The sequence below is a fragment of the Streptomyces sp. 8K308 genome (assembly GCF_004348315.1).
Lineage (GTDB): Bacteria > Actinomycetota > Actinomycetes > Streptomycetales > Streptomycetaceae > Streptomyces.
The window spans coordinates 1-19988 of sequence record NZ_SMKC01000043.1 but is presented as its reverse complement, the minus strand read 5'-3'; the positions used below and the strand labels follow the sequence as shown (position 1 = coordinate 19988).

Annotated in this window: 21 protein-coding genes; 10 read left to right on the top strand and 11 right to left on the bottom strand. The window is 71.6% G+C overall.

All coding sequences use genetic code 11. From position 1 onward, the window contains the following. The first annotated feature begins 28 nt into the window (after positions 1 to 28). The 7 genes from E1265_RS09445 to E1265_RS09415 all read left to right on the top strand — a co-directional run bounded on the left by E1265_RS09445 (position 29) and on the right by E1265_RS09415 (position 5737). Positions 29 to 613: a TetR/AcrR family transcriptional regulator gene (locus E1265_RS09445; protein WP_132929799.1), complete on the top strand. Its 585-nt coding sequence runs from the start codon at positions 29 to 31 to the stop codon at positions 611 to 613. Between the two features lie 102 nt (positions 614 to 715). Further along, the gene (locus E1265_RS09440) at positions 716 to 1705 is read left to right on the top strand and encodes an AfsA-related hotdog domain-containing protein (RefSeq protein ID WP_132929798.1); all 990 of its coding nucleotides are present in this window, start codon (positions 716 to 718) and stop codon (positions 1703 to 1705) included. Next, complete coding sequence (locus E1265_RS09435) at positions 1702 to 2448, top strand: HAD family phosphatase (RefSeq protein WP_243740639.1); 747 nt, start codon at positions 1702 to 1704, stop codon at positions 2446 to 2448. The genes E1265_RS09440 and E1265_RS09435 overlap by 4 nt, the downstream gene beginning before the upstream one ends. Before the next feature lie 2 nt (positions 2449 to 2450). Next, positions 2451 to 3155, top strand: a complete 705-nt coding sequence (gene fabG / locus E1265_RS09430) for a 3-oxoacyl-ACP reductase FabG (protein ID WP_132929797.1) — start codon at positions 2451 to 2453, stop codon at positions 3153 to 3155. 60 nt (positions 3156 to 3215) lie between these two features. Then, positions 3216 to 3659, top strand: coding sequence for an ester cyclase (locus E1265_RS09425; RefSeq protein WP_132929796.1), 444 nt, complete (start codon positions 3216 to 3218; stop codon positions 3657 to 3659). A 352-nt stretch (positions 3660 to 4011) separates the two neighbouring features. After that, complete coding sequence (locus tag E1265_RS09420; RefSeq protein ID WP_132929795.1) at positions 4012 to 5100, top strand: ATP-binding protein; 1089 nt, start codon at positions 4012 to 4014, stop codon at positions 5098 to 5100. Then, positions 5087 to 5737 carry a response regulator transcription factor gene (locus E1265_RS09415; protein ID WP_132929794.1) on the top strand — a complete coding sequence of 217 codons (651 nt, stop codon included), beginning with the start codon at positions 5087 to 5089 and terminating at the stop codon, positions 5735 to 5737. The genes E1265_RS09420 and E1265_RS09415 overlap by 14 nt, the downstream gene beginning before the upstream one ends. On the opposite strand, the gene E1265_RS09410 is transcribed toward E1265_RS09415, so the two are convergent. Continuing rightward, on the bottom strand, positions 5728 to 6489 hold the full coding sequence (locus E1265_RS09410) for an AfsR/SARP family transcriptional regulator (protein WP_132929793.1): 762 nt from the start codon (positions 6487 to 6489) through the stop codon (positions 5728 to 5730). The genes E1265_RS09415 and E1265_RS09410 overlap by 10 nt on opposite strands. A 347-nt stretch (positions 6490 to 6836) precedes the next feature. Here E1265_RS09410 and E1265_RS09405 point away from each other — a divergent pair, with 347 nt between their 5' ends. Then, positions 6837 to 7550, top strand: coding sequence for an alpha/beta fold hydrolase (locus E1265_RS09405; RefSeq protein ID WP_165953710.1), 714 nt, complete (start codon positions 6837 to 6839; stop codon positions 7548 to 7550). A 43-nt stretch (positions 7551 to 7593) separates the two neighbouring features. Here the strand turns inward: E1265_RS09405 and E1265_RS09400 are convergent, their stop codons facing one another. The 9 genes from E1265_RS09400 to E1265_RS09360 all read right to left on the bottom strand — a co-directional run bounded on the left by E1265_RS09400 (position 7594) and on the right by E1265_RS09360 (position 16530). Further along, complete coding sequence (locus E1265_RS09400) at positions 7594 to 8706, bottom strand: SMP-30/gluconolactonase/LRE family protein (protein ID WP_165953709.1); 1113 nt, start codon at positions 8704 to 8706, stop codon at positions 7594 to 7596. A 31-nt stretch (positions 8707 to 8737) separates the two neighbouring features. Then, positions 8738 to 9973: a 3-deoxy-7-phosphoheptulonate synthase gene (locus E1265_RS09395; protein WP_132929790.1), complete on the bottom strand. Its 1236-nt coding sequence runs from the start codon at positions 9971 to 9973 to the stop codon at positions 8738 to 8740. Positions 9974 to 10022: 49 nt separating this feature from the next. After that, entirely contained in the window at positions 10023 to 11159 is a 1137-nt protein-coding gene (locus E1265_RS09390) for an AMP-binding protein (RefSeq protein ID WP_132929789.1), read from the bottom strand. After that, positions 11159 to 11464: a phosphopantetheine-binding protein gene (locus tag E1265_RS09385; RefSeq protein WP_132929788.1), complete on the bottom strand. Its 306-nt coding sequence runs from the start codon at positions 11462 to 11464 to the stop codon at positions 11159 to 11161. Before E1265_RS09385 ends, E1265_RS09390 begins: the two co-directional genes overlap by 1 nt. Continuing rightward, complete coding sequence (locus E1265_RS09380) at positions 11461 to 11931, bottom strand: hypothetical protein (RefSeq protein ID WP_207931020.1); 471 nt, start codon at positions 11929 to 11931, stop codon at positions 11461 to 11463. The genes E1265_RS09385 and E1265_RS09380 overlap by 4 nt, the downstream gene beginning before the upstream one ends. A 9-nt stretch (positions 11932 to 11940) precedes the next feature. Then, on the bottom strand, positions 11941 to 13716 hold the full coding sequence (locus E1265_RS09375) for a prenyltransferase/squalene oxidase repeat-containing protein (protein WP_132929787.1): 1776 nt from the start codon (positions 13714 to 13716) through the stop codon (positions 11941 to 11943). Then, a complete protein-coding gene (locus E1265_RS09370) occupies positions 13713 to 15026 on the bottom strand; it encodes an AMP-binding protein (RefSeq protein WP_207931019.1) in 1314 nt (437 codons plus the stop codon). Before E1265_RS09370 ends, E1265_RS09375 begins: the two co-directional genes overlap by 4 nt. Before the next feature lie 275 nt (positions 15027 to 15301). Next, positions 15302 to 15784, bottom strand: coding sequence for a DUF6644 family protein (locus E1265_RS09365; protein WP_132929786.1), 483 nt, complete (start codon positions 15782 to 15784; stop codon positions 15302 to 15304). A 2-nt stretch (positions 15785 to 15786) separates the two neighbouring features. Continuing rightward, entirely contained in the window at positions 15787 to 16530 is a 744-nt protein-coding gene (locus E1265_RS09360; protein ID WP_132929785.1) for a DUF6152 family protein, read from the bottom strand. Positions 16531 to 16606: 76 nt separating this feature from the next. Here E1265_RS09360 and E1265_RS09355 point away from each other — a divergent pair, with 76 nt between their 5' ends. Then, complete coding sequence (locus tag E1265_RS09355; RefSeq protein WP_132929784.1) at positions 16607 to 17494, top strand: LysR family transcriptional regulator; 888 nt, start codon at positions 16607 to 16609, stop codon at positions 17492 to 17494. Here E1265_RS09355 and E1265_RS09350 read toward each other — a convergent pair. Continuing rightward, complete coding sequence (locus tag E1265_RS09350; RefSeq protein WP_243740638.1) at positions 17475 to 18374, bottom strand: LysR substrate-binding domain-containing protein; 900 nt, start codon at positions 18372 to 18374, stop codon at positions 17475 to 17477. The two genes, E1265_RS09355 and E1265_RS09350, sit on opposite strands and share 20 nt — an antisense overlap. Before the next feature lie 90 nt (positions 18375 to 18464). On the opposite strand from E1265_RS09350, the gene E1265_RS09345 reads away from it, so the two are divergent. Further along, on the top strand, positions 18465 to 19988 hold a 1524-nt coding region (locus tag E1265_RS09345), incomplete at its 3' end, for an MFS transporter (RefSeq protein ID WP_165953708.1).

The window sequence follows — 19988 nt, the reverse complement described above, 5'->3', positions numbered from 1 at the left end:
AAGGAAGAGGGGCAAAGGAGGAGGCCGCATGCCGAGAATGACCGCCAGAGAAAGACGCGAATGCGTCATCAGGGCGGCGATCACCGAGTTCTCCAGGGGCGGATATCACGGCACCACGACCGTCGTGATAGCCAGGCGTGTCGGAGTATCACAGCCCTATCTGTTCCGGCTCTTTCCCACCAAACAGGCGCTCTTTCTGGAGGCGGTCACCCGCTGCCTGAGCGAGATTCGCACCACATTGCTCGAAGCGGCCGCTTCGGCCCCGGCGGAAGAACGCCACCGGGCCATGGCCGAGGCGTACCGGAGGCTCATCGCCGACCCCGAGAAACTGCTCATGCAACTCCAGATCTACATCTCGGTCGCCACCGCGGAAGCGGGCGGTGACCTGCGGCTCGGCGAGGCGATCCGGGAGCGGTGGCTGGAGTTGTGGGACGACTCACACATCGTGCTGAGAGCCGACTGCGGTGAAACCACGTACTTCATGGCGCACGGCATGCTGACCAATGCCCTGGTGGCCATGGGATTTCCCGCAGCGCACCGGGTGTGGTCCGGTTTCGAGTCACTCGACACGTCGCACGCCCCGACTACCAAGGCCGCCGTAAACAGCCATTGACGACGGCTTTTATGCCCGCTGTATCTCTGCTTGACGGCATTCCGTGAGACTCGTAGGCGACCATTTCCTAGGCGACCATTCCGAGAAATCGAGGGACGGGTAATGACCACGCATGGGGACCCGGAACCGGACCCAGATTCCTCCGAGCCACGCCACGAACGCACCCTGGGCCGCACGCTGGTCCACAAGGCCGCGGTCTCCGAGGTGTTCGTCACCGACGTCAGACCGACGGCCGAGCGCACGGTGCGCACGGCCGTTCAACTGCCCCTCGTCCACGCCTACTACAACGACCACCTGCAGTCGCCCGCGACGCACGACGCGCTGCTGCTGCTCGAGGCCGGCCGCCAGGCGGCTATCGCCGGCACCCACGCCCACATGCGGTTCGACCACGACACCACGATGATCGTGGACCGCTTCACCTTCGCCCTCGCCGACCTGAAGGCGCTGGTGATCGGTCCACGGCCGGGCAGCGTGCTGATCGACACCGAGTACATCGGCGAGCCCAACAAGGCCGGCCGCTACCGCAAGGGCCGGGTGGCCCAGCGCTACCTGGTGGGCGGCGAGCCGATCGGCGAGCATGTGATGGACGTGCTCTTCCTGCGGCACCGGGAGAACGACGCCCTGCGCCGCGCCCAGCGCGGCACGCCGGCCCCGCTGACCTCCGACTACGAGGACGCGCGCCCCGGCGACGACCCGCGGCGGGTGGCACCGGAGCGCGTCGGGCGGGTGCATCCCCTGAACGTGGTGCTGGCCGGCGAGGTCGTCGACGAGGCCGGCACCAGCGCGGAGTTCACGCCCAGCTTCCGCAACCGGTCGCTGTTCGACCACGTCTACGACCACCTGCCGGCGATGACCCTGGTCGAGGGCGCCAGGCAGCTGGCCCTGCTGAGCCTCGGCGCGCCGCGCACCACCCACACCGTCGGCATCGTCGCGCGCTTCGCGCGCTTCGCGGAACTGGACGACACGGTTCGGCTCTCGACCCCCCGCCCGGGGCCGCCGGACGAGGAGGGGCGCGTCACCCTTCCGATCACCTTCCACCAGAACGGCGCCGAGATCGCCTCGGTCACGATGACGATGGGAAGCCTCCTGTGAGCGGTGTCAGCGGTGTCAGCGGTGTCAGCGGTGTCAGCGGTGTCAGCGGTGCCGGCGGTGCCGGCGGTGCCGGCGGCGTGAACGGCGTGGACCGGCTCGGCACGGAGCGGATCGCGGTGTGGACCGACTTCGGCGGCGTACTCACCCCGCCCCTCTCGCGCACCATGGCCGTGTTCTGCGCCCGGGTCGGAGTCAGGCCCGAGATCCTGAACGAGGCGCTCGGCAAGGTCACGGCCCGCTACGGCACCGAGGACGTGATGCTGCCGATCGACACCCCGCTGGTCACCGAGGCGAAGTGGCTGGCGGAGATCGGCGAGGTGCTGGCCGCCGACCACGGGATCACGCTGCGGCTGACCACCCTGGCCGACATCTGGTTCGACGGGCGGGAGACCAACCACGCCTGGGCCGACGCGCTGCGCGCGGCCCGCGAACGCGGCGCGTTCGTCGGGATGCTCTCCAACATGGTGCCGACCTGGGACGCCCACTGGCGGCGGATGGTCGACCCGGCCGAGCTCTTCGACGACGTGCTGCTCTCCTTCGAGGTCGGGCACCGCAAGCCGTCGCCCGGGATGTTCGCGCTGGCGGCCGAGCGGGCCGGGGTGCCGCCCGAGCGGTGCCTGCTCGTCGACGACCTGGCGCACAACTGCGCCGGTGCCGAGGCCGCCGGCTGGCGCGCGCTGCACTTCACCGACACGGCCGAGGCTGTCGCCCGGCTCGCCGAGACAGTCGAGAAGGGGGTCTGACCATGAGCCGTTCGGTGCTCGTCACCGGTGGCAACCGGGGTATCGGCCTGGCCATCGCCAGGGTGCTGGCCGACCAGGGGGACAAGGTGGCCGTCACCCACCGCACCGGCGACCCGCCCGAGGGTCTGTTCGGGGTCCGCTGCGACGTCACCGACCGCGAGTCGGTGCGGCGGGCGGTCGCCGAGGCCAGGGTGCAGCACGGCCCCATCCAGGTGCTGGTCTCCAACGCCGGCATCACCTACGACAAGCTGCTGGTCGGGATGGCGGACGAGAACTTCCGCTCGGTCATCGAGACCAACCTGATGGGCGCGGTGAACGTCGCCCGCGAGGTCGCGCCGGGCATGATCAAGGCCCGCTGGGGGCGGATGGTGTTCATGTCCTCCACCAGCGGCCTGACCGGCGCGCCGGGACAGACCAACTACGCCGCCTCCAAGGCCGCGTTGATCGGCTTCGCGCGCTCGCTCGCCCGCGAGGTGGGGCGCCGCAAGATCACCGTGAACGTGGTGACGCCTGGGCTGATCGAGACCGACATGTCCAGGGACGTCACCCCGGTCCGGCGCGAGCACCTGCTGAGCCAGACCGCGCTGCACCGGGTGGGGACCCCCGAGGAGGTCGCGCACGCGGTGCGGTTCCTCGTCAGCGAGGAGTCCTCGTACGTCACCGGCGCGATCCTGCCGGTGGGCGGCGGCCTCGGCCTCGGCAACTGACTTCCGGCCGCCCGGCCGGGACGTGTTTGACAACTATCCAGGGAAGGCAGGTTCCACGGCATGTCGGAAAGCGTGCTCGAGATCGCCCACCAGATGGGGAAGATCTTCAACGACCTCGACGAGGAGGTCGCCCACCGTCTCGTGGCCCCGGAGTTCGTCGACTACGAGGCCCCTCCCGGGACCCCCGGCGGCCCGGCCGGCTACCTGGGCACGGCGCGTTGGATGAACAGCGTCTTCGCCGACGCCAACTGGGAGCACCTCGACAGCTTCGCCGAGGGTGACAAGGCGGTGCTCCGGCTGCGGTTCACCGGCACCCACGTCGGCAACTTCCTCGGCGTCGAGGCGACCGGCAACAAGGTCGACGTCGAGCACATCCACATCTACCGCGTCGAGGCCGGCAAGGTCGTCGAGCACTGGGCCTGCCGCCAGGACCTCTTCCTGCTGGCCCAGCTCGGGGCCGTAAAGCTGGAGATGCCCCCGACCGGCGGTCCACAGCGCGGTTGACGGTCCATCCGCGACGCACCGGCCGCCGCCGCCACCGCGGCGGCCGGTTTCGCGTGTTGTGAGCGGGCGTGTGCCGGCACGACGAATAGCGCGCCCGTGATGGTGCCTTTGCCCCCGACCCGGCTCGTTTGCACACTCAAGGTCAACGTCATCTCGGGTTGCATTACTGTAATTTGACCTTCCGGCGGCACTGGGGACCGACAACAGTATTGTTGGCCGGTGCCTGTGAAGATATTATGAAAGTGGCCCATCTCAACCGTCGTTCTGATCCGACCAATCAGTTCAACCTACGGGGGAGAGTCAGATTCTGAGTCAACCGGAACGTGAACGAGAGGCGTCCACCGCGGGGTGTGTGGTGGGCGAAGCACCGGTGAATGGTGGCGGAAGCCTCACCGATTCGTCGATGATCGACCACCTCTACGCCCACTATGAGGAGCGGCTGGCATACGCCCTGCTGGAACGCCGGGACCTGCGCGCCGAGTGGCGAAGGCAGTTCGGTTACGTGTTCGACGACTGTCTGCGGAGCCTGAAGGTCGGCCGGGTCGTCGTCAACGAGGACAAGGTCGCGCTGGCCTCTCTGTTGGGGGTCTCCACGGCGCTGTCCGGCATTTCGCTCGACAAACTGACGCTCGCCTGGGGCGAGATGTTCGACGTCTTCCTGTCCGGGCTCACGGGTTTCGGCGCCGGCCGACTACTGCCGGCCGGAAGAACCCAACTCGCGCTCACGGCAATCAACAGAAGCGTCCTCGAACGCGGTCGAATATCCTCGGTCTGGTACGAGAAGGCGTTAGTGAAAGGCCTTGAGGAACTTCGCGCCGCCGATCGCAAGCGTGCCGCGCGCGAACTACACGACTGGTTCGGCAGTAATATCAGTCTAGCACTGAGGAAACTTGAACTCCACAATCTGGCAACGGAATCGAAAGAAAGTTTTTCCCGACGCCATATCGAGGATCTGCACTCGATACTGGGCGCCCTTTTCGAGGGCGTCAGAAGGCTTTCCTCGGGTCTACGCCTGCAGACTCCGGTGTCCAACATCGACCGCGAGCTGCGGTCCTATGTGGACGCTTACGGGCTCGATCTGACCGACGTCACCATCTTCGTCGACGGCGACGAGACGGACGTGCCATCGGACGTCCGCGGTGAGGTGTTCCTCGTGCTGCGGGAGTGTCTGCGGAACATCTTCACGCACTCCGGCGCCGGGCAGGCGCTCGTCATGCTCCAACTCTCGGCGAGCCGGGTGTGCGCCGTCGTCCAGGACGACGGCCGCGGATTCGCGTCGAGTTCCGCCACCATTGGTCCGCGTACCGGCAGCGGCCTGATCTCCATGAAGGAGCGGATCAGGGCCCTCGGTGGATCCTTCACCATCACCAGCGTGCCGATGAACGGAACACGAATCGCCTTCCTCGTGCCCCTCACGGACGGACCCCATGACCTCGTCTGACCCCATCCGTATCGTGGTCGCCGACGACCACGCACTGCTGCGCGAAACGCTCTGCGAAACCCTTTTGGTGGAGGAGGACTTCGCCGTCTGCGGGGTGGCGGGCACCGGCGAGGAGGTGGTCGCCGTCACCGGTGCCACCCAGCCCGACATCGTGCTGCTCGACCTCGGCATGCCGCAGCACGACCCGCTGGACACCGTGGCCCGCCTGCACCGGGTGTCGCCCCGGCCCAAGGTGATCGTGCTGACCGTCCACGACCGGGCCGACCTGGTGCGCCGGCTCATCGACGCCGGCGTCGCCAGCTACCTCTCCAAACACGTCAGCAGGAAGTACCTGGTCACCACGATCCGCAGCGCCCACGAGGGCCAGGGCGTCACCATCGCGGTGCCCGGCGGCTTCACCGTCGGCGGCGGCGCCGAGCAGTCCATCGTGCTCTCCCCCAGGGAACTCGAGGTGCTCACGCTGGTCGCCGACGCGCTGAGCAACCGGCAGATCGCCAGCCGCCTCTCGATCACCGAGGGCACCGTCAAGAGGCACCTGCGCAACGTCTTCGAGAAGCTGGGGGCGTCCTCCCGCATGGAGGCCGTGCGCACCGCGCGGGAAGCCGCCCTCATCACCCCCGAGTCCTCCTACCTCTGATAGCCGGAGGAAAGGATCTGCAGGTATGTCTGGTGCAGGTCGTCGGACGGCTCTATCCCGAGCTGTTCGTCGAGGCACCTGCGGGCGTCGTGGAAACTCCGCAATGCCTCGCCACGGCGCCCAGAACGGTGCAGCACCTCCATGAGCTGTGCCTGGAGCCATTCGTTGAGCGGGTCGGTGGCGACCAACTCGTAGAGCTCGGGAACGAGATCTCGGTGTCGGCCGCTGCGCATGTCCGCCTCGATGCGCAACTCCAGTATTCGGGCCCGCTTCTCCCCGAGATGCGCCAGATGACCGGAGAGCACCGGGCCCACCGGAATTCCCTCCAACGCGTTGCCCCGCCACACCGCGAGGGCCGCCCGCAACCGTTCGGCGGATTCCGCGTAACGCCCGGCGTCGAACAGCGCGCGCCCCTCGCGGGCCAACAGGTCGAACCGGCTCACATCGAGCAGTTCCTCGGGGATCGACAGCTGGTAGCCCATGGGCCTGGTGTGCAGCGCCACGCCCGACGAAGGACCGGTCCCCGAGGAACTCAGCACCCGCCGCAGGTTGTAGACGTGCGTCCTGATCGTCGTCGCCTCGTTGCGCGGCGGAGATCCCGACCACAACTCCTCGCTCATGGTCTCTATCGAGACGAAGTGATTGGCCCGGAGCGCGAGCAGCCCGGTCACCTTGGCCAGCTTGAACCCGCGTACCCGACACGTCGCGGCACTGCCTATCACTTCGAGTGGGCCGAGGACGTTGAGTCGCATTATGCACCTCTGAATCCTCCGGGTGGAACGCCCGGCGCGGTCGATGACGACTCATACAAGCATGGTCGGCGGACCTCTGGCGATTCCACATAAAGGTCAACCGGCACTGCCTCCAAAGGAGTAGCCGGGTGCCCCTGAGTGCGCATCGAGAAACCAGAAAACGAGCGGCCCCTCGATGGCATCATGAGGTGGCCGACCGGAGATCGAGAACCATACCGTGGCGCAGGGAGAGGGATGACCATGAGGCTACCGAAAGAATACGAGATGGGGTCACGCGCATGACCGGCTCGATATTGTCGGTGCTTCGTCACCAGCCCGCATCAGAGCCGAAACTCACCCTTTACCTGATGCACCACGCGGGCGGCTCGCACAGCACCTTCCGGCCGTGGCTGCCGCACTTCCCGGACGACTGGGAGATCCGGCTGGTGGTCGCGCCCGGCCGGCCCAAGGCCGCCACGCACCCCGCCGAGCGCCGGCTGACCGTGATCAGCGACGCGCTCGCCGACCGGCTCGCCGCCGAGGAGCACGGCCCCTACGCGCTGTTCGGGCACAGCATGGGCGGTCTCGTGGCCTTCGCGGCGGCGCTCGAGACGCAGCGCCGGGGCGGCCCGCCGCCCGTCTGGGTCGGCGTCTCGGGCCATCCGGGCCCGTTCTTCTCGATCACCCGCTCCAACCCGCCGCTCTACGGCCTCTCGCCCGACGGGCTGCGCACGGCGCTGATGGACCTGGGCGGGCTGCCGGACCGCGTCCTGCGTGATCCGCTGCTCTGGGAGCGGGTGCGGCCCCTGGTCAGCGCCGACCTCGAGGCCGCGGAGACCTGGGAGCCGGCCGGCTCGCCCGCGCCCGTTCTCCGGCGGCCGCTGTCCGCCTTCTGCGGGGAGAAGGACCCGGTGGCCGACGAGCGGGACGCCCTGCACTGGGCCCGGCACACCACCGACTTCCTCGGCGTGCGCTCCTTCCCCGGCGGCCACTTCTACTTCCTCGACGATCCTGAACCGCTGGTCGGGCGGATCGTCGATGACATCCGCTCGGTCCTGCCGAGCCCGGCCTCGCGCGGCTGAGACGCGGGGCCGCTCCCGCCGTGGGAGCGGCCCCGCGCCCGGCTCAGGGCAGCAGCCGCAGCCCCTCGATGCCCGGCAGCCTCATCCGCATGACCACCGCGGGCCCTGGATCGCTGAGCGAGGTGCCCAGGTGCGCGGTCACGAACAGCTGGTCCATGTCGGGCCCGCCGAACGCGAAGTTGGTGATGCACGGCGTCCGCGAGTCCAACGAGCCGAGATCCCGCCCGTACCGGTCGCGCACCCGCACGAGACCCGTGCCGAAGTGGGCCACGAACAGCCGGCCCTCGGTGTCGAACGCCAGCCCGTCGGGCTGCGCCTCGCCGCTGGTCCAGGTGTTGGGCTGGGACGGCAGCCGGGCGAAGACCCTCGGATCCATCGGGCGCCCCGGCTCGGGGAGCGCGAACCTGATGATCCGGTTCCGCCCGCTCTCCGAGACCAGCAGCGCCCGCCTGTCCGGGGTCAGTGCCAGGCCGTTGGGGTAGTCGAGCACCCCCACGTCCCCCTCGCCCTCCTCGTCCACCACCGTTATCAACTCCGCGCGCGGATGGGGCAGGTAGTAGAGCCGCCCGGGCAGGCCGCCGGCGAACGGGCCGGGGTCGGTGACGTAGGCGCCCCCGGTCCGCGGGTCCACCGCCACGTCGTTGGCGGCCCGCAGCGCCCGCCCCCGGTCGTCGCGGTCGATCACCCGCAGCACCGTGCCGTCCGCGTCCAGCCAGACCAGGGCCCCCGGCGGACCCATCTGCGCCACCAGATGGGTGCCGTCCGCCAGCACCTTGTGCCCGTTCGGTGCCCGGACGGCGCGCGTCCACTCGCTCACCGCGCCGTCCATGCCGATCAGCAGGATCTCGGTGCCCTGCGTGTTGGACATGAAGAGCCGCCCCGCGGCGTCGAAGACCATGCCCTCACAGCCGTGCGGGCCCATCCTCGCCACCTCGTCCACCAGCGGCACCGGCAACAGGGGACCGGAGTCCCGGCCGTCGTCGTCGGCGGCGGCGGCGCTGGCCCGCTCCCCGGTCGGGGACGGGGCGGCCCAGGACTGGCTGAGACCCAGCGGCGAGGCCACCCCGAGCACGGCCCCCAGGCCGGCGGAGGCTCCCAACAGGGACCGTCGGCTGGGGCTCGGCGCCCGGTCCTCCCGGCTACGTGCGATGCGCATCTGCGGCTCTTTCTCCTTCGTGGACCGCGGGTCATTCATGGCTGGTGTGGGACGGGGTGGCCGGCCGCGTGGTCAGCTCGGCCGCCAGCCGGACCACCTGCTCCGCCTGCTCCGGGTTGAGCCGCGGATCGCAGGCCGTCTCGTAGCGGGGGAGCGGGAGCGGGGAGTGCAACTGTCCCTCGTACCGGACGCACTCCGTGACGTCGTCCGGCGCGGTCTCCAGGTGCAGGCCGCCGGGCGGCAGCCCGTGCGCGCTCATCGCGGCGAAGAAGCCCGCCACCTCGGCCAGCACGTCGTCGAGCACCCGCGTCTTCTGACCGGCCGCCGTCTGCCGGGTGTTGCCGTGCATCGGGTCGGTGATCCAGGTGGCGCGCGCCGCCCGCGGGCCGAGCGCGGACAGCAGCGCCGGCAGTCGCTTCGGCAGCTTGGCGGCGCCCATCCGCACCACGAAGGTCAGGCGTCCTGGCCGGTCCTCCGGGTTCAGCCGGTCGAGCAGCGCGGCCACGTCCTCCGGCGTGGCGTCCGGCCCCAGCTTCACCCCGATCGGGTTGCTGATGGAGGCGGCCAACTCCACGTGTGCGTGGTCGAGTTGCCTGGTCCGCTCGCCGATCCACAGGAAGTGCGCCGAGGACGCGTACCGCCCGCCGGCCTCGTCGGGACGGGTCAGCGCGTGCTCGTACTCGAGCAGCAGCGCCTCATGGCTGACATAGGTGGGCGCGAGCGCCGCCCGCACGTCCCCGCCGTCCTGGGGGTCGGCAGGGCCCGCCAGCTCGGCGAGCGCACCCGCCGCGGAGTCGTAGGCCCGCAGCAGCCGCCGTGGGTCGGGGCGGCGGGCCGCCTCGGTCGCCTCGACCGAGTTCACCGCGTCGCCGCGGTAGACCGGGAGCACGGTGCCGTCCGGCAACGTCTCCCACGGATTGGACCGTGGCTTGGCGAACTGGCCGGCGAACCGGCCGATCCGCACCACGGGCAGCTTGGTCAACGACTCGAACACGTCGGCGAGGCCGTGCAGCATCGCCGCCTTGGCGCGCACCCGGTCCGGGGCGCTGTCCGCGAACAGCTCGGCGCACTCGCCGGCCTGGATCACGAAGGCGGTGCCCCGCGCCACGAAGGCCAGTTCGTCCCGCAGCGCGGTGGCCGTTCCGGCCGTCACCAGCGGGGGCCGCTCGGTCAGCTCGCCGAGCACGGTGTCCAGTTCCCCCAGGTGGGGGGCCCAGTCGGGCTGCTGAGCCGCACGGGTCGGGATCAGCAGGCGGGTGGTTGACATGCGTCCTCTCTTCTCCGGCACTGGTCGGGTGTCGGTCAGCCGATCGCTGTCAGGCGCGGGCGAGGGCCTCGCCGGCCGCCGCGTCCGCTTCCCGGCGAACGTGATCGAGCAGGTCCCGCAGGGCGGGGATCCGGATCTTCCCGGTGGTGGTACGCGGGAGTTCTGGCACGGTGTGTACCGCTCTCGGCCCAGGCGCCCCGGGCAGCGCCGCCCCGATGGCCGCCCGGACCTCCCGGGCGCCCGTGCCGGCCGGCACGGACCCGGCGGCCAGGCACACCTCGTAGTGCTCCCCTCTGACCGGGTCGGACACCGGCAGGCAGACCGCCTCGACCCCGGGGAGCGCGGCGCGCACGGCCGCCTCCACCTGGTCGAGCCAGACCCGTCGCCCGTTGGCCTTCACCAGCCGCGAGGTCCGACCCAGGTAGTCGAACTCCCGTGGCCCGAGCGGTCGGACGACGTCCGCGAGACGCCAGCTCGCGGGCGGCGCCGCCATGTCGGCCCTGCGCCCGAGGCGCGGGCTCGCCACGCGCAGCCGGTGGGCGCCCTCGCCCCCGGCGTCCGGGCACGGGTCGGGGAGCAGCGTGACATCCGGCAGCAGCCGCCAGGGCCCCGGCTCGACGCCGGTCGGGGCGACGGGCCTGTGTGCCACGGCGCCGGTCTCCGTGGAGCCCAGCAGACTGACGGCCCGGAAGCCCGTGCCGTCCAGCGCCCGCACCACCTCGCCCGCGGCCTCGGTGGGCGCGGCCGAGCTGTGCAGCGCGACCACCGACGGCAGCCGGCGCAGCGCCGGGACCAGCCGCCGCAGCAGCGGCCAGCTGGAAGGCAGGCAGACCAGCAGGGTGCGGGCGGCGCCGCGCAGCGGCGGCACCGCTGTCACCTCGTCCCGCCACGCCTGGTGGACCTCGACGTCCCACAGGCGGGGCAGCACCTCCCCGAAGAGGTGGCCGTAGAGGTGGTGGATCGGGGCGAAGTTGACGATGTGGTCGAGGGATCCGGCGGGGCCGACCGCGGCGTCGGCCACCAGCGTCGCCTCGGCGCGCAGCTGGGCGTGCGTGCGGCGCCAGGCCACGGGGTCGCCGGTGTGTCCCGAGGTGGTGAACTCGGCCTCCTCGGCGTGGCCTCGCCGGAACGGCCCGGCGTCGTCCCCGGTGGCGTCCCGGTCGCCTTCGACTCTCGGCGAGGCCATCACGCCCCGCCGTCGAGTACCGCGCCGTCCTCCAGGCGCTCGCGGACGAACCGCGCCATCCGGCTGATGCTGGAGAACCAGTGCCGGACGTCGTCGGCCACGAAGTCGACCTCGACGCCGAACCTGGTCTCCACGGCCGTGACGCACTCCATGGCGGTGAGGCTGTCGTATCGCTCGCCGAGCGCGGTGGTCAGCTCGGCGTCGTCCGCGACGCCGGCCAGCGCGTCGCCGAGTGGCACGGCGAGCGCCTCGCGGACGCCGTCCCGGATCTGCCTCTCGTCGGGCACGGTGGTGGGGGCGGTCATGCGGGGGTCTCCTCACGTCGCGGAAGTGCGCCCTCGGTGGCGGGTGCGGGCAGGTCGCCCAGGGTGTCGACGCGGCGCAGCGCGCCGTGGTCGGCCACGTAGACGTGGCCCCGGGCGGTGGGCTGGAGGTCGAGGTAGAAGAAGGCGGTGCCGGGGCCGACGCCGAGCGCGGCGGCGATCTCTGCGGCGAGCTCGTCGCGGAACCCGGCGTCCCGGTCGACGCCGATCTGGCAGACCACCGAGGCGTGGTGCAGCGGCTCCGCACCGCCTGCCCCGGCGGCCGGCGCCGGCAGCGCCTCCACCGGGAAGGCGCCGGCGTAGAGGCTGCCGGGCTCCTCCGTGACGAAGCGGACCACGGCGTGCGTGGCGGTGACGCCGCGTCCGGTGAGCCAGCGGGTGAGCCGGACGGCGACGGCGCGGCGTCGGCGCGCGGGCAGCTCGGGGCTGGTGATGGTGATGGTGGGCACGAGGGTCCTTCAGGAGAGGGTGAGGGCGGGCAGCTCCGCGAGCTCGCCCCGGACGCGCCTGGCCAGCAGCGTGCCGACGCAAGCCGCCAGCAGGTCGTCGCCATCCGGCGGCGCCAGCGGGGTCCAGGCGGTGCCGTCGTCGTGGACGACGCGGTCGACGAACCGGCGCAGATGGTCGGTGTCGAGCGCCACTCCGTGCCGGTCGGCGGTGAGCACGGCCTCGTAGGTGCTCAGCAGGTCGGGGATCCGGCGGCCCTCGTTGGCGTAGCCGCCGCCGGCCACCCGGTGCCGGTCGAGGGCGGCGCGCACCGCGGCGGGGCGTGGCCGGCCCACGGCCTGGCGGGCGCGCAGCACCTGGAGGGTGGCGCGCAGGGTCGGCGGGCCGCCAGGCACGTTGGCGGCCGGCTCGGCGTCCGGCTCCCCGGCGTCCGGGGTCGTGCGGCAGGCGTCGAGGAAGCCGACCAGGCGGTCCGCGTCGAGCACGTCGGCGTGGTCGGGGCGCAGCAGCGACTGGACCTCGGCGGCCGACACGGTGGAGACCACGTCGGAGCCGCGGCCCTCCCAGTAGCCGAAGCCGCCGTCGGGGTTCTGGAGTTCGCCCAGCCAGTCGGCGACCCGCTTGCGCGCGCCCGGGTCGTCCCGGAGGGCGCCGGCCGAGAGCGCCCACAGGGTGCAGCGGACCTCGCTGCCGCGCGCCGGCATGTACATCACGCCGCCCTCGTTGGGCAGCAGGCAGCCGGCGAGCCAGTCGCGCAACTCGTCGGGGCCCGGGGTGGTGGCGGGGGCGTCCGGGTCCGCGATGAGCAAAGTGGCCGAGGTGGCGAGCGCGTCGGCCGCGAGCGCCGGCTCGCGGTAGGTGAACCCGCCCTGCTCGCAGGCGAGCCGACGCATCCGGGCGGTCACCGCCTCGGCGTGCTCGGCGGTGGACGCGCCCATCGCGTGCAGCGAGCCGATGGCGCAGAAGGAGGCCCACACGTCCTCGACCGGGTAGCCCTCCCAGCGGACGAACGCGCCGGTGGCGCCGCGCTGCCGCTCGATCCAGGCGACGCAGGCGGCCGGGTCAGCGGGCGAGCCGCCGAGGGCGTCGAGCGCGGCGGTGGCCCGGTAGGTCGCCCACATGCAGGGCACCTCGGCGGCCGGCGAGAAGCGGAACCCGCCCTGCGGCGTCTGCTGCGCGCGCAGCCAGGCCGACAGCCGGTCCACGTCCCAGGGGGGTGTGGTGAGGCCCGTTCTGGCCAGCACCCGCCAGGCGAGCACTCCGTAGAAGCAGGCGCGGACGTCGGCGACCCCGGCGACGGCGTGCTCGGGGGTCCAACCGAGCCCGCCGTCCGCGGTCTGGAGCGCGCCGAGCCAGCCGAGCAGCCGGTCGGGGTCGGGCACCGGCTCGCGGCAGACCTCGAGGGTGGTGCGGGTGGAGAAGAAGGTGGCCCAGGCGTCGGGGAGTTGTCCCGGCATCATGGCGAAGGCGTCGCCTGACCAGGTGTCGCGCAGCCAGGCGGCGGTGCGGTCGAGGCCGGCCGGGGGGTGCTCGGCGACGCCGAGGCGCGCCAGGTCGATGAGCCCCTGGGTGCAGTAGTAGGTGGCCCAGGCGTCCGAGGCCATGCCGCGGCTCCACGCGTAGCCGCCGTCCGCGTTGCGGCGGGTGGCCAGGTAGCGGGCGGTCCGCTCGGGGTGCGGCACGCCGTCGGGGCGCCGCAGCCAGCCCAGGGTGCGGATGGCGGCGTAGGTGCACCACAGGTCGGGCTGGCCGGTGGCGACGCCGGCCGGCGAGGCGGTGGTGGTCATGAACCGGCCTCCACCACACGGAGGTTGGTGCGCTTCCAGCTCTTCTGGGAGGCGCCGCTCTTGGTGTTGACGGGCAGCGCGTTGACGAAGCGCACGTCGCCCCAGGTCACCCGCAGGCTGCTGCGGGAGGCGGCCTGCACGGCGTCGGCCAGCTCGCCCTCGGCGCCGCGGTCCCAGTCGCTGTCGCGCTCGAGCAGCAGCCGCACCGGCCGGCCCTCGGGGTCGACCTCCATGAGATAGCCGGTGGCCGCGGTCTCGCCGTAGACGATCTCCTCGACCTCGCGGACCGTGACCTTCGCGCCCGCCAACACCAGCGCGTCGCTGCTGCGGCCGTGCACGGTGACGGAGGGGGCGGCGGCGCCGCACCCGCAGTCGTCGCTCACGGTGACCTCGTCCCCGGTGTCGAGACGCAGCAGCGGCCTGGCGTGCAGGTTGAGCGGGGTGACCACCAGGCGGCCGCGTTCGCCGGCGCGCAGCGGCCGCACGCCGTCGGCGGTGGCGAGCTCGAAGTAGTTGGCGGCCAGCAGGAGGTGTTGCCGCCCCGCGTTGCAGGACGTCGCCAGCGTTCCGGTCTCCGTGCTGCCGTAGCTGGCGTCGTAGACCTCCGCCTGCCACCAGGCGCCGAGCCGGGCGCGGAACGGCGCGGTGTTGACCTCGCCGAGCAGCATGATCTTCTCGACCGAGGCGCGGTGGGTGGCCAGTTGGTCCCGGCGCTTGAGCAGCCTGGTCAGCTGCTGGGCGACTCCGGGGGCCACGTAGAGCACGGTCGGGCGCAACGTCTCCCAGATCTGGGTGAGCCGGTCCCAGTCGCAGATTCCGGTCGCGAAGGGGTAGGCGCGGGTGTGCACCACGCCCAGATATTCGCACACGTGAACGACTAGGTCGCCGACCGGGACGACGTCGGAGGGCAGCATCACCAGCACCCGGTCCCGCTCGCCGAGCAGCGGGCGCCAGGCCTCGGCGACTGAGACGGCGTTGCGGATGGCGTCCTCGGCGAGCCGCGGGGTGGGCGTGGGGCGGCCCGTGGTGCCCGTCGTCTCATAGTACTTATCGGCCTCCGCCGGCTCCACGATGCAGTAGTCGAGTGGCCTGGCCTTGAGGTCGTCCTTGCGGGTGATGGGGTGGCTCTGGAAGGCGGCCATCGTGAAGGGTGCGAGCGGGGCGTAGGCCGCCGTGGCCGACGCCCTTTCCCAAACCTTTTCGAGCTTGTGCTCGTGGAAAGCGGAGGGTGGATTCTCGGTTCGAAAGCGGGTCGCCTCGGCGCGGGCGTCGAGCATGAGCTCAAGCCGGTCTGCCGTGGTTATGAGCACGTCACATCCCCCTGGTCGGTTGTGGTGCACAAGACATCTTTCGGCGGTTTCGAAAGTAGTCGTCTTAACGGGAGCGCCGCAATGTGGGGATGGTTATGTTTGGCGCCGCATTATTGCGCGGGCGAGCACAATCGCAAATGTTCACGGATTCTTCATCTGTGGATGTTGCTCTTGGATACATCCGAATGGGACGGCGCGAAAAGCGGAGGAAAATGCTCCGGAAAACGCGAAAAAAATGGCCCGTCCTGAGACGGGCCACTGAATATCGAACGGTGTCACGTGTACGCGAGCAACCTCCCGCTGGCGATCACTCCCACCCAGACCAGGGTCGAGATCACGCCGGCCGCGCGCGCGGCGGCCGGGGCCACCGCGCCGACGTCCCACCGGTCAACCGAGCGGTAGACGCCCCCGTGAAAGGCGGCGATGTTCACCCCGGCCACCAGCAGGAGCCCCAACTTCCAGGGCGCCGCCGCGCTGTTGCCCACCGCCGCCGCGCCGGAGACGAACATCACCACCCCGGAGAAGGCGGCGATCAGGAAGCCGCAGCGGGCCAGCGGCAGTAGGTGTCTGGCGGCCGAGGTCACCGGCAGCAGCCGGCGCCCGACCCCGAGCAGCCGCAGGTCGAAGGCGATGGCCGGTCCGACGAGCACCGCGATGCCGACCAGGTGCACCGTCTCGAGCGACGAGTACACCCAGGGGGTCGTGCGGACGGCCTCGCCGAGCTCCGTCCGCTCCAGCCAGTCGTAGAACTCGTCCATGCTCAGTCCCGGTTGCCGCGCCGCACGACGTAGACGCCGCCGCCGACCACCACGAGCACGCCCACCGCGAGCAGCGCCCAGATGACCGCCGACGAGGAGCCGTCGTCCTCGGCCGCGCTCTCCTCGGCGGCGTCGGCGCTGTCAGCACTGTCGGCGCCATCGGACCCGTCCGCGCCGTCGGTCCCGTCCGCCGGCCGGTCCTCGGCGCCCGCCCCGTCCTCGGCGTCGTCCGCCGGGGCGGCCTCGGGCATCGCCGGCAGCGGCACCGAACGCTGGCGCACCACCTGGCCGGTCTCCAGCACGATGAGCTCGGGCCTGATGTGGGCGTCGTCGTCGCGGCCCAGGTAGCCGACCGCCTCAATCCGTTCGCCCTCGGTCACCTCGCCGTCGAGCCCCCAGGCCGAGAGCCGCTCGATCGGCGCCAGGTCCATCGTCAGCCGCTCCGCCTCGCCCTCGTAGGGCCGGGTGGCATCGAGTACCTCGCGGCCCTCGATCTCCTCGAGCTCCGGAGGGATGTCGAGTTCGGCCCAGTCGGCCGGCACCGAGACCGGGGTCTCCAGCTCGATCGTCACCTCGGGGTGGGGGTTGCCCCACCGGATTTCGCTGACCGTCCCCGACACGTAGTAGGCCGCGGTCGTGTCGTACTCCTCCCATCCGTGGTGCGCCGCCGCGGGGTTCGCGGTCGCCAAGCCGATCACGGACGCAACGAGCAGGGACAGGGCCGTGGTTGCGGAAGCACGTCGCATAGCAGCAAGGCTGCGGGATGGCATGCTTCACAGGCTCATAGTTCCATGGGAGAGTAATAACTGATCAAATATTGCTATGAATCTCGACCAGCTGCGCTACATCGTGCTCCTCGCCGAGGAGCTGCACTTCGCAAGAGCCGCTTCAAGACTCGGGCTGCAGCAGCCCCGGCTCAGCCAGCAGGTTCGGAAGCTCGAGGACGAGCTCGGGGTACTGCTGTTCGAGCGCACCACCAGGGAAGTCCACATCACCTCGGCCGGCAAGGGTTTCGTCGCCGAGGCACGTCGAGTGCTGCACCACGCCGAGCGCGCCAAGCGCATCGCCCGGCAGACCGGGAGGGGGGAGGTCGGCCAGCTCTCGCTCGGCTTCGTGGGCTCCGCCTCCCACGAACTGTTGCCACGGTTGCTGCGGCGATTCAGGCAGGGCTATCCAGGCGTCAAGTTACAACTCCGGGAGATGGCGAGCAGCCAGCAGATCGTTGAACTCCTCGCGGGCCGCCTGGACATCGGCATCCTGCACGGTCCGGATGGCGGCGTGGGCCATCCGGAGCTGGCCGCCCAGGAGATCTCCCGTGACCGGCTGGTCGCCGCGCTCTCCCGCCGCCACCCCCAGGCGTACCGGGACCCGCTGCCGATCGCCAGCCTCGCCGAGGACGCGTTCGTGCTCTTCCCCAGACGGCTCGGACCGTCCCTGCACGACCAGATCATGCACCTCACCCGGTCGGCCGGCTACGAGCCGCAGGTCACCCAGGAAGCCGTGCACATGCACACCATCATCGGGCTGGTCGCGGCCGACATCGGGGTCTCCATCGTGCCCGGTGCGATGGCCTCGCTGCGCCGCTCCGACGTCGTGTTCCGGCCGCTGACGCCGCAGTCCCACAGCATCGCCCTGCACCTCGCCTGGCGGCGCGGTGAGACCAGCCCCGTTGTCCGCAACTTCCGCAATCTCAACGCGCCCCGGACCTGACCACCTCCTCGGTGTGCCGCAGGAAGCGCCGAAGCGCCGGAAGCTCACTGTCCCGACGCCAGGCGAGTCCGAGCGGCAACGTCGGCACGGGCTCGGCGAACCTCCTGATTGCCACCCCGGGCACCCGCAGCCGACTGGCCCGGCCCTCGACCACGACCGTGACGCCGGCGCCGAGGGCCACCGCGTGGAGCAGCCGCTCCTCCTCAGGCTCCCAGCGCGCCACCGGCGGCCTGACCCCCGGGCCGAAGACCTGATCAAGCATCCGATCCCACATGCCAGGGCCGTGCTCGCGCGGCCACCACACCAGGGGCTCGCCGGCCAGGTCGGCGCGGCGGATCCGACGCCGGCGGGCCAGCGGGTGGTCCACCGGGACCGCCGCCACCAGCGGTTCCACCGCGACCTCGCGACAGGCCAGATCGCCGGCGAGGTCGATCGGTGGCCGCACGAACGCCACGTCCAACGATCCGAGCCGTAACAGCCGTTCGTGTAACGCCGTGTAGCCGCTGGAGAGTTGCATCTCGACGCCGGGACACTCCTCCCGGAACCCGTCCACGAGCCGCGCCGTCACCCCCTGGGCCGCCGAACGCGTCAGACCGATCCGCAACTCGCCGGTCTCGCCCGCCCCATAGGACCGCACCAGCGCCTGCGCGGCGCCCGCCCTCGTCAACAGGTCACGCGCCAGCGGCAACAACGCCCGCCCGGCCCCCGTCAACGCCACCCCGCGCCGGTCCCGCGCGAACAGCTCGGCGCCGAGCCGCCGCTCCAACACCTTGATCTGCTGGCTGAGCCCCGGCTGCGCGATGCTCAGCCGCCGCGCGGCGCGGCCGTAATGAAGCTCCTCCGCGACCGCGACGAAGTACCGCAACTGCCGCAGCTCCATGACGGAATTCTACGCGGCGCGCCCGCCGTGAGAAGCGTCCGCGATCACCTGGTAAGAAACCGGACTTGGCCGGTCAGGCAGCCTCCGTGGATGAATGTGCTGATGCCAAGACCGGGAGAAAGCACTCCGCGACGCCGCTCCGTCGCCCTCGCCTCGATCCTGCTCGCCACCTTCATCGGCCACCTCGACTCCAGCATCGTCCTGCTCGCCCTGCCCGCCATCCAGGACGAACTCGGTGCCACCTACGGCCAGGCGCAGTTCGTTGTCGCCGGCTACACCGCCGCCTACGCCGCCGGCCTGGTGACCGGCGGCCGGCTCGGCGATCTCCACGGCCGCAAACGGGTGTTCCAGCTCGGCGGCGCCGCGTTCACGCTGCTCTCCGCCGCGTGTGCGCTCGCCCCCGACGCCAGCGCCCTGCTCGCCGCCCGCACCCTCCAGGGTCTGTCGGCCGCCCTGATGCTGCCGCAGGTGCTCGCCCTCGTGCAGGCCAGCTTCGCCGGGCCCGAGCGGGCCCGCGCGGTCGGGGCCTACGGCGCCACCATGGGCCTGGCCTGGATCGCCGGCCCGCTCGGCGGCGGCGCCCTGCTGGCCTGGGACCCGGGCGGCCTCGGCTGGCGCGCCCTGTTCCTGGTCAACCTGCCGGTCGGCCTGCTGGTCCTGGCCACCTCCCGACGCACCGTCGTGGAGAGCCGGGGACCGCGCCAGCGGCTCGACCTCGCAGGCGCCGTGCTGCTCGCCACCGCGCTCTACGCCCTGCTGCTGCCGCCGGCCTCTGCCGAGGGCGGCCACTGGTCAGGCTGGCTCCTCCTCCCCATGACCGGCGGCCTGCTGGTGCTCGCCGCCTTCCTCGCCCTGGAACGACGCCTCCAACGACGCGGTCTCGCACCGCTGTTGCCGCCCAGGCTGCTCGCCGAGCGCCGGATGGCGCGCGGCCTGTGCACGCTGCTCGCCTTCTACGGCGGCAACATGGGCTTCTTCACGCTGCTCGCCTACCACGTGCAGAACGGCCTCGAGCGCAGCCCGCTGGTCTCGGGTCTGGTCTTCGCGCCGCTGGCCGTGGGCTTCGCGCTCGCCAGCGCCGGCAGCCGGGTCCCGCACGCCAGGTTTGGCCACCGGCTGCCGGTCGGCGGCGCGCTGCTGATGGCCGTCAGCCTCGCCGGGGTGGTCGGCGTCGTGCTCCGGGTGCCGGAGGAGTCCCAACTGCTCTGGCTGCCGGTGCCGTTGGCGCTCGCCGGGCTCGGCCAGGGCCTGGTGGCCTCCCCGCTGATCACCGTGGTGCTCGACGGCATACCGGTCGCCGACAGCGGCGCCGCGAGCGGGGTGCTGCTGACCGCGACCCAGGTCGCGCACGCCGGCAGCGTGACCGTGATCGGCGGCCTGTTCGCGGCCGTCCTCGGCGCAGAACCCGGCTTCGCCGGGCTGGACTTCGACGACTACACCCGGGCCACCGGCACCGCCTGCGCCGTCGCCCTGGCGCTCGCCCTGCTGACCGCCGCGCTGGCCCGCCGGCTCCGCCAGGCCCCGGCCGAGCGGCCCGCCACGGTGGCCGCAGGACCGCCCCTGGATACTGACACGGCCGTGCCGCTCCACCCCGCCCCCGCCGGGGACCACGCC

Coding starts and splice junctions, on each gene's coding strand:
- E1265_RS09445 (WP_132929799.1), top strand. CDS start 29: ATGCCGAGAATGACCGCCAGAGAAAGACGCGAATGCGTCATCAGGGCG.
- E1265_RS09440 (WP_132929798.1), top strand. CDS start 716: ATGACCACGCATGGGGACCCGGAACCGGACCCAGATTCCTCCGAGCCA.
- fabG (WP_132929797.1), top strand. CDS start 2,451: ATGAGCCGTTCGGTGCTCGTCACCGGTGGCAACCGGGGTATCGGCCTG.
- E1265_RS09425 (WP_132929796.1), top strand. CDS start 3,216: ATGTCGGAAAGCGTGCTCGAGATCGCCCACCAGATGGGGAAGATCTTC.
- E1265_RS09415 (WP_132929794.1), top strand. CDS start 5,087: ATGACCTCGTCTGACCCCATCCGTATCGTGGTCGCCGACGACCACGCA.
- E1265_RS09410 (WP_132929793.1), bottom strand. CDS start 6,489: ATGCGACTCAACGTCCTCGGCCCACTCGAAGTGATAGGCAGTGCCGCG.
- E1265_RS09405 (WP_165953710.1), top strand. CDS start 6,837: ATGCACCACGCGGGCGGCTCGCACAGCACCTTCCGGCCGTGGCTGCCG.
- E1265_RS09400 (WP_165953709.1), bottom strand. CDS start 8,706: ATGCGCATCGCACGTAGCCGGGAGGACCGGGCGCCGAGCCCCAGCCGA.
- E1265_RS09395 (WP_132929790.1), bottom strand. CDS start 9,973: ATGTCAACCACCCGCCTGCTGATCCCGACCCGTGCGGCTCAGCAGCCC.
- E1265_RS09390 (WP_132929789.1), bottom strand. CDS start 11,159: ATGGCCTCGCCGAGAGTCGAAGGCGACCGGGACGCCACCGGGGACGAC.
- E1265_RS09385 (WP_132929788.1), bottom strand. CDS start 11,464: ATGACCGCCCCCACCACCGTGCCCGACGAGAGGCAGATCCGGGACGGC.
- E1265_RS09375 (WP_132929787.1), bottom strand. CDS start 13,716: ATGACCACCACCGCCTCGCCGGCCGGCGTCGCCACCGGCCAGCCCGAC.
- E1265_RS09365 (WP_132929786.1), bottom strand. CDS start 15,784: ATGGACGAGTTCTACGACTGGCTGGAGCGGACGGAGCTCGGCGAGGCC.
- E1265_RS09360 (WP_132929785.1), bottom strand. CDS start 16,530: ATGCGACGTGCTTCCGCAACCACGGCCCTGTCCCTGCTCGTTGCGTCC.
- E1265_RS09355 (WP_132929784.1), top strand. CDS start 16,607: ATGAATCTCGACCAGCTGCGCTACATCGTGCTCCTCGCCGAGGAGCTG.
- E1265_RS09350 (WP_243740638.1), bottom strand. CDS start 18,374: ATGGAGCTGCGGCAGTTGCGGTACTTCGTCGCGGTCGCGGAGGAGCTT.